The 6,077-nt window shown below is 68.1% G+C and carries 8 protein-coding genes; 3 read left to right on the top strand and 5 right to left on the bottom strand.

The window, feature by feature from the left end; all coding sequences use genetic code 11:
• Nucleotides 1-2: 2 nt before the first annotated feature.
• Both ACPPVT_RS12535 and ACPPVT_RS12530 read right to left on the bottom strand, forming a co-directional pair.
• Complete coding sequence (locus ACPPVT_RS12535; RefSeq protein WP_426560700.1) at nt 3-653, bottom strand: hypothetical protein; 651 nt, start codon at nt 651-653, stop codon at nt 3-5.
• A gap of 82 nt (nt 654-735) precedes the next feature.
• Nucleotides 736-984, bottom strand: coding sequence for an ABC transporter permease (locus tag ACPPVT_RS12530; RefSeq protein ID WP_426560698.1), 249 nt, complete (start codon nt 982-984; stop codon nt 736-738).
• Nucleotides 985-1,219: 235 nt separating this feature from the next.
• On the opposite strand from ACPPVT_RS12530, the gene ACPPVT_RS12525 reads away from it, so the two are divergent.
• On the top strand, nt 1,220-2,698 hold the full coding sequence (locus ACPPVT_RS12525) for a DHA2 family efflux MFS transporter permease subunit (RefSeq protein WP_426567147.1): 1,479 nt from the start codon (nt 1,220-1,222) through the stop codon (nt 2,696-2,698).
• Nucleotides 2,699-2,808: 110 nt separating this feature from the next.
• Entirely contained in the window at nt 2,809-3,501 is a 693-nt protein-coding gene (locus ACPPVT_RS12520) for a hypothetical protein (RefSeq protein WP_426560696.1), read from the top strand.
• A 2-nt stretch (nt 3,502-3,503) separates the two neighbouring features.
• On the opposite strand, the gene ACPPVT_RS12515 is transcribed toward ACPPVT_RS12520, so the two are convergent.
• From ACPPVT_RS12515 to ACPPVT_RS12505, 3 genes are all read right to left on the bottom strand, one after another.
• Nucleotides 3,504-4,244, bottom strand: a complete 741-nt coding sequence (locus ACPPVT_RS12515; RefSeq protein WP_426560694.1) for a DUF2182 domain-containing protein — start codon at nt 4,242-4,244, stop codon at nt 3,504-3,506.
• A 39-nt stretch (nt 4,245-4,283) separates the two neighbouring features.
• Nucleotides 4,284-4,895 carry a DUF1326 domain-containing protein gene (locus ACPPVT_RS12510; RefSeq protein ID WP_426560692.1) on the bottom strand — a complete coding sequence of 204 codons (612 nt, stop codon included), beginning with the start codon at nt 4,893-4,895 and terminating at the stop codon, nt 4,284-4,286.
• Between the two features lie 90 nt (nt 4,896-4,985).
• On the bottom strand, nt 4,986-5,495 hold the full coding sequence (locus ACPPVT_RS12505) for a hypothetical protein (protein ID WP_426560690.1): 510 nt from the start codon (nt 5,493-5,495) through the stop codon (nt 4,986-4,988).
• 168 nt (nt 5,496-5,663) lie between these two features.
• Here ACPPVT_RS12505 and ACPPVT_RS12500 point away from each other — a divergent pair, with 168 nt between their 5' ends.
• Nucleotides 5,664-6,038 carry a hypothetical protein gene (locus ACPPVT_RS12500; RefSeq protein WP_426560688.1) on the top strand — a complete coding sequence of 125 codons (375 nt, stop codon included), beginning with the start codon at nt 5,664-5,666 and terminating at the stop codon, nt 6,036-6,038.
• Nucleotides 6,039-6,077 lie beyond the last annotated feature (39 nt).

The following is a 6,077-nucleotide window of genomic DNA, read 5'->3' as shown; positions in this document are numbered from 1 at the left end:
GCTCACCCCACCGCGGACAGGTCGTGGCGGGACATCGGCTGGATCAGCAGCGCCTTCTCGGTCGCGGCGAGGGCGCCGGGGACCAGCGGCAGCCCGGACTTGTCGTCGCCGAGGGCAGCGCAGACGTGACGGGCGAGCTCGATGACGGCTTCCCAGGCGAAGGCGGTGATCGCATCGGACCACCGGGAGGTGACCAGGTCCGGCCCGTCCAGTCGTTGCACAGTCGTGAGCAGCAGGCCGGTCGGCGACTTCGGGGTGCCAACCCCGAGTGGGACCCTCATGGTCAGCGGGACGCGCAGCTGGTCGCACCCGACCCGGACCCCGACCTGGACGAGGCCGTCAGCACAGGTCAACGTCGTCGCGGAGACGTCGACCCACAGCTCGTCGCCCTCGCGCTGCCACACCACGATCGGGGTGGTGTCGGCGTCGATGTCCACGACGAAGCGGATCATGCCCAGAAGCACCCGTTGCGCCTCTTCGGCGGGAACGGTCACGAACTTCGTCGTGAGCTGGCCGGGCTCCAGCCGCGTCGAGGCGCGGACGGGCGGCAGCCACGCGGGGTTCTTGATGCCCTTGCCGAGGGCGGGGGGCGGCAGCGGTGTCCGGGAGGACGCTCTCGCGGCGGACGCCGCTGCGCCGCGCCGAGAGGCCATGCGATTCGCCTCAACCCAGCAGTAGGGGAGATCACGGTCCAGCCGAGCCATCAAAGCAGGGTGCCCGACGGCGTGACAAGGCTCAGGCGGCCTCGAGGCCCCGAGTGCGACGCCACTCAAGCCGCGCGAGCACGGTCAAGCACAGCGAGGCGGCCAGCAGCACCGCGACCACCAGCCACTCGACCGAGCCGTCACCGTGGTCAGGGTCGAAGCCGAAAGCCTCCAGCCAGTCGTGCCAGAACAGCGTGAGGACGAAGAGGCCGCCGCTGATGCCCGCGAGAACGGACTCGGCGTAGAACCGACGGCGTAGGGCTCTGCTGGCGGTGCTCATGGCGGATCTCCTTGACGGTCCGGCCGCGGGCGAAGCGTAGCCAGCGTCGCACAAAGACGTCGCGTGGGTCAGGGGCAGGCGGGGTGCTGTTGAATTCGATTCATTGGCAACCGCGAGCGGAAACCCCGTCGTGGTCTGTCGGACCCACGCGCTAGCCTGATTTGGTGGCTATCCATCGCAACGCCGCACGTCGAACCGTGAAGGGGTGCCCGTGACTTCGCCTGCTGGGACCGTCATGCAGTACCCCGAGAAGATCGACGGCGCCGTGCTCAAGGTCGCCGGTGTCGTCGTTCTCGGCGCGATCATGTCGATCATCGACATCACGGTCGTCAACGTCGCGCTGCGCACCTTCCAGGTCGAGTTCGCCAAGAACGGGCAGCCGCTGGCCTACTCGGCCGTCGCCTGGACCGTCACCGCCTACACCCTCGCCTTGGCCACCGTCATCCCGATGTCCGGCTGGGCCGCCGACCGGTTCGGCACCAAGCGGCTGTACATGCTGGCGATCACCTTGTTCACGCTCGGGTCCATCCTCTGCGCGACCGCCCCCTCGATCGGGTTCCTGATCGCGTTCCGCGTGCTGCAGGGGCTCGGCGGCGGCATGCTGATGCCGGTCGGCATGACGATCATGACCCGGGCGGCAGGCCCGGCCCGGATGGGTCGGCTGATGGCGATCCTCGGGGTGCCGATGCTGCTCGGCCCGATCTTCGGGCCGATCCTCGGTGGGTGGCTGATCGACAACTTCAGCTGGCACTGGATCTTCCTGATCAACGTGCCGATCGGGCTGGTCGCGCTGATCTACTCCCGGTTCGCCCTTGAGAAGGACAACCCGGTTCCGTCCGAGACGTTCGACTTCGTGGGCATGCTGATGATGAGCCCCGGCCTCGCGCTGTTCCTGTTCGGCATCTCGTCGATCCCGGGTGAGGGCGGCATCGGCCACCCCAAGGTCCTGATTCCCGCCCTGATCGGGCTGGTGCTGATGGTGTCGTTCGTGTTCTACAGCTTCAAGCCCAAGCACCCGCTCCTGGACCTACGGCTGTTCAAGAACCGCAACCTGAGCGTGTCGTTGATCACCATGTTCATCTTCGCCGCGGCCTTCTTCGGTGGACTGCTGCTGATCCCGCAGTTCCTGCAGCAGGTGCAGGGGGAGTCGCCGCTCAGCGCGGGTTGGCTGGTCGCGCCCCAGGGCATCGGCGCCATGGTCACCATGCCCATCGCCGGCGCGCTGACCGACCGGTACCCGGTCGGACGGATCGTGCCCTTCGGGTTGGTGGGCATCATCATCGGGATGTTCAGCCTGACCCAGATCACGGCGGAGTCCTCGCACTGGGGCTTCCTCATCCCGGTGCTGTTCGTGATGGGCCTGGGCATGGGCGCCACCATGATGCCGATCATGACGTCGGCACTGAAGACGTTGAAGCACCACGAGGTCGCCCGGGGTTCGACCCTGCTCAACATCAACCAGCAGATCTCCAGCTCGATCGGTGTCGCGATCTTCTCCGTGGTGCTGACCAACGCTCTGCTGGACAACGTCCCGGCCTCGCCGGCCTTGGCCCCGCAGGCGGCGGCCGCGGCGTTCTCGCACACCTTCTGGGTGGCGGCGTGGCTGGTGACCCTCACCCTGATCCCGGCGTACTTCCTGCCCCGCAAGCGAGAAGAGTCGAAGCTGCTCGAGGACGCGGACGACGTGCCCGCGCCCGCGGTGCCGCTGCACTGAGGACATCCACAAGGTCACGTCGGATGTGAGGGGAACGCCTCCCGAAGATCAGCGAGGTCCGAGGTCGACGCCCTCAAGAACCCTGACACGGGCGCCGATGCTGGAAGGCGATGAGCGCCGACAACTTTCCCGACGTCCCGTTCTTCACGACCGGCGGGCGGCCACCCGTGTTGGCACCGCCTCCCGCAAGCCTTCCCGCGCCTCAAGGGAGTGGTCCGGCGGGCCGGCGCAGCCGTTTCAGCAACGCGCCACGAGCCGCGGGGCTTGTCGCGGCGGTGATCGCAACGGTCCTGCTCGCCGTGGTGGGATGGCGTGCCACCCACAGACCGAACCTGACGCCAGTCGTGCTCCCGGACAGCTTCGCCTCATACGGCCCGCTGCAGGACGGCGTGGACTTCGCCAAGGACGACGGCCCCACCAGCTGGCGGACCAGCGCGAAGGGAACGCTGGGCGGCAACGCGTTCGATGGGCGGGCCTTCGGCAACGTGAGAAGCGGGGGGCCGATGCTCAACGTGGTGGTCGCGCGGACAGACCTGACGGACAAGCTCGACGTCGCCCTGGCCGCGCCGCCGTACACGATGTTCGGGAGTGTCACCTGCACGCAGACCGTCGACCTCGCCTCCGCCGCGCGCAAGCGGAACCAGACACCGAAGGATCTGCCTGGACCTCGTTTCAACGCGCGTTCCGTCCTGTGCTGGCGTGCAACCGATGACGTCAGCGTCAGCGCCTTCGGCCTGCTCGCCAGCGCGGATCTGATGCCGCGGGTGGCCGCGGCGGTCGACGAGGTTTGGGAGCTGCAGTAGCCCTACATCCCATCGCCGGTGTCACTCATCGGCGCGGGCGACAGGCCCGGCGCGATCGACGGTCGGAACAGCACCACGACCGCGAGCACGAGGGCGATCACGCCGACGACCCGACTGAACTGCGGTCCACGCTGCCAGGTCTTCTCCGTCAGGACGACGGCGGCGAGGATCACCATGGCTGCCAGGTTCATCAGGCCGACCGCGATCAGCACGACCATCAGCGCCCAGCAGCAGGCCAGGCAGAAGGCGCCGTGGCTCATCCCGACCCTCAGGTCACGCAGCCGTCCGCGATAGCTGCCGTACTTCAGGACGAATCCCAGCGGGGACCGGCATCGCGCCAGGCAGCGGTCCTTGATCGGTGTCAGCTGGTAGATGCCGCAGGCCGCGAAGATGGCGGCGGCCAGGATTTTCGCGGCGGTGGGTCGGGTGTCGACCAGTCGTTCGGCGACCAGCGCGAGCACGTAGGCGGGCAAGGCTGCGGCCGTCCAGACGAGCAGGTACCCGATGGCGAGCTCGCCGATGCGTTGTGCGCGCCGGTCGGTCAGCGTGCGCGTGTGCAGCGCGACGAACGGGGCGATCGTGGGCAGCATCATCGCAGTCATCATGAGCGCCCACAGAGCCACGAAAGCACCGAGAGACAAGCCCATCGTGCCTGGCATCACGCCCATTCCGCGGGCGATCCCGGCGACCGCGAGCCACGCGCCGGCACCGACGACGAGCAGGATGGACGCCGGCAGGGTCAACTGCCGCAGCGTCGGCGCGGTGGTGGACAAGGATGGCCGTCAGGCGGCCCAGGAGAACGGTGCGCTGTGCCCGTTCTTTCCCTCGTTGGCGAACTGGAGTCCGAACACCGACACCTGGGACCGGTTCGCCTTGGCGACCGTCAGCGTCGAGTTCGCCGGGTGGAACATCCCGGTGAGCATCTCGACGTCGCCGTCCGGCAGCAGCTGGGGCGGGACGAAGTCCTCGATCTCGATGTCGATGAGGTCCCCGACCTTCAGCGAGTGGCGTCGTCCGTCGTCGGTGTAGGCGATGGTGGCGGCCTCCATGCCGATCATCTCCGAGATGAGCGGCGCCAGACCGGCCATCGGTCCGCCTGCCTGCCCGCCGAAGATGGCGCCGAGCGCCGATGCCTGCTCCGGTGTGGCCGCTGCGTCCATGACCACGCCGACCCGCCAGTTGCCTTCCGACATGACCTGCGGGGTGTCTGCGACGACCACCACCGTCTTGTCGCTGACGTCAAGGCCGTCGACCTCGCCGGAGTCGACGTGGAAGGCCAGGACCACCTGGCATCTGTCCTGATCGGCCGGCATCGTGAGGCCGGACGTGGTGCACGGACACACCATGTCGCAGGAGCAGTTCTCGAAGTACGTCCCGTTCAGTCGCCAGGCCATCAGGGCCTCCCTCACGGTGGGATCGAGCGCAGTGTCCACCCATCGCCGACGTCGGTCAATGGACAGATCGGGACATCACGTGGGCCGGCTTCAGGAACCGGATTCGGCTCGTTGCCAGGCACTTCGGCCGCTCGTGTCCACCGCAGTGACCTCGCCACCCGAGAACAGCACCCGTCCCAGCACCACGGACTCGGCCGCTGCCTCACCGGCCGGTACCAACGCGAGCTGGGGACGTTCCAGCCAGCGGGTGAAGGGCGGCTCGTCGGTGCCCTCGACGGGGACGACGAACGAGTCCGGCTCCTGCGCCCAGGTGGCAGTCACGTCCAGGGCGCCGTCAGGGTCGCTCGGCTCCCGGACCTCGACGTGCACCTCTTCGGCAAGGACGATCTCGCGCCCGCAGGCATCAACCGCGAGGCCGGGGCTGACGACGACCGTCGGACCGTTGCCGACGGTGATGCCCAGGCCATGCACCACCCCGTGGCCGAGTAGGCGGTTGTGCAGGTAGCGCATGCTGCGGTGGTAGTCCTGCTCGCTCTGGAAGTCCTCGGGTGTCAGCAGCTGGCCGGAGTAGTAGTGCACGCGCCGCACCGGATCCGTCATTTCGTGCTCCCTCAGCGTGGATGGCAACGACTATGCCGCAGGCCGAGCCATCTCACTGCCACCGGCGGCGACCATTGGGCATGGGTGGTGGACGAAACCTGAACGGCGAGACTGTTGGCGTGGACTCGTCCAGGGGCCATGCTGGTGCCTTCCTCGGTAAGGAGTCCTATGCCCGCGAAGAAGGCGAAGTCGGCCTCAGCCAAGAAGGACAAGGCGTCGATCGCCAAGCTCCGAACGGAGCTGACGAGCGCAGAGTCCAAGCGAGACAAGTGGAAGCAGCGGGCGATCAAGGCCGAGGCATCCGCGGCCGACCTGCGCGCGCGCCTCAAGACGGCGGAGAAGGCGATCAAGAAAGCGCAACGGAGCGGCACCGCCAAAATGCCGGTGTCCGTTCCGGCACCTGTCCCGGCTTCGGCTGCGGATCAGCCGAAAGGCCCGGACGCGGGGTGGACGGTCGCCGAGCTGCGGGCTGAGGTCCGCCGGCGCGGCCTCGCCGGACTGTCGAACAAGCCCAAGGCGGAGCTGCTCGCCGCGCTCGCCTGAGCCCGGACGGACGACAGGCCACCGAAGTTCTCGTCGGAC

The sequence above is a fragment of the Angustibacter sp. McL0619 genome, from assembly GCF_049994355.1.
Classification (GTDB): domain Bacteria; phylum Actinomycetota; class Actinomycetes; order Actinomycetales; family Angustibacteraceae; genus Angustibacter.
The sequence above is the reverse complement of the archived record's forward strand: the minus strand, read 5'-3'. Positions and strand labels throughout refer to the sequence as shown.

Excerpts from the sequence above, each read along its gene's own strand:
- ACPPVT_RS12535 (WP_426560700.1), bottom strand. The coding sequence starts at position 653 with ATGGCCTCTCGGCGCGGCGCAGCGGCGTCCGCCGCGAGAGCGTCCTCC.
- ACPPVT_RS12530 (WP_426560698.1), bottom strand. The coding sequence starts at position 984 with ATGAGCACCGCCAGCAGAGCCCTACGCCGTCGGTTCTACGCCGAGTCC.
- ACPPVT_RS12525 (WP_426567147.1), top strand. The coding sequence starts at position 1,220 with ATGCAGTACCCCGAGAAGATCGACGGCGCCGTGCTCAAGGTCGCCGGT.
- ACPPVT_RS12520 (WP_426560696.1), top strand. The coding sequence starts at position 2,809 with ATGAGCGCCGACAACTTTCCCGACGTCCCGTTCTTCACGACCGGCGGG.
- ACPPVT_RS12510 (WP_426560692.1), bottom strand. The coding sequence starts at position 4,895 with ATGGCCTGGCGACTGAACGGGACGTACTTCGAGAACTGCTCCTGCGAC.
- ACPPVT_RS12505 (WP_426560690.1), bottom strand. The coding sequence starts at position 5,495 with ATGACGGATCCGGTGCGGCGCGTGCACTACTACTCCGGCCAGCTGCTG.
- ACPPVT_RS12500 (WP_426560688.1), top strand. The coding sequence starts at position 5,664 with ATGCCCGCGAAGAAGGCGAAGTCGGCCTCAGCCAAGAAGGACAAGGCG.